Source organism: Paenibacillus hunanensis (assembly GCF_014645615.1).
Lineage (GTDB): Bacteria > Bacillota > Bacilli > Paenibacillales > Paenibacillaceae > Saccharibacillus > Saccharibacillus hunanensis.
This window is the reverse complement of sequence record NZ_BMMB01000055.1, coordinates 1-762: the sequence shown is the minus strand read 5'-3', so window position 1 is coordinate 762 and position 762 is coordinate 1. Positions and strand designations below refer to the sequence as shown.

Genomic DNA, 762 nt, shown 5'->3' with positions numbered 1-762 from the left:
ACATTAATCGAATTAATATGAACTATTACTCCAGCAGTAATATTAATATTAATTGCTTTCCCTTCATTTAAGTTGCTATATTTAATGGATGAAGTTAGTGATCCTTCAATGTCAGTTTTAGCAGAGGGGCACCAATGATATTGAAGTTACCAATATCCTGATTTCTTAGATTCAAATGATGAATTTATAGAATTTGATTCATATATAGTACCGGAATCCGATTTGGAAGAAGGAGCACTAAGAATGTTAGAGGTGGATAATAGAGTTATCCTTCCTGAACTAACACACGTTAGATTTATCATCACTGCAGGTGATGTGATACATAGCTTCGCTGTTCCATCTTTAGGTGTTAAATGTGATGCTTATCCTGGGAGATTAAATCAAGTATCTGTTTTTATTAACAGAGAAGGAGTATTCTATGGTCAATGCTCTGAAATCTGTGGTATATTACACAGTTCTATGCCTATAGTTATAGAGTCAGTATCTCTAGAAAAATTCCTTACTTGATTAGAAGAACAGTAAGACGATAAAATAGTTTTTGGCTAAATAAAGGAACTCGGGGGACCCCACGAATACGGCCCACACACGAAGGTGTGTGGGGTATTCGTGGGGCCCTATGTATTTGAGTATGAAGCCATCTAGTGGTTATCTCTCCCCCCCTCCCCGCAGGTTTGCGGGGGGGGAGCGAGGGGGTAGCGATAAAAAGTTTCTAATATGAAGAGGATGACTTATGGAATTAACTCCACTCCCCCCCCCCTTAAG

The 762-nt window shown here is 38.7% G+C and carries 1 pseudogene; it reads left to right on the top strand.

The window, feature by feature from the left end:
- Positions 1 to 156: 156 nt before the first annotated feature.
- A pseudogene (locus tag IEX62_RS24335) lies at positions 157 to 507 on the top strand (cytochrome c oxidase subunit II); the annotation flags it as partial.
- Positions 508 to 762 lie beyond the last annotated feature (255 nt).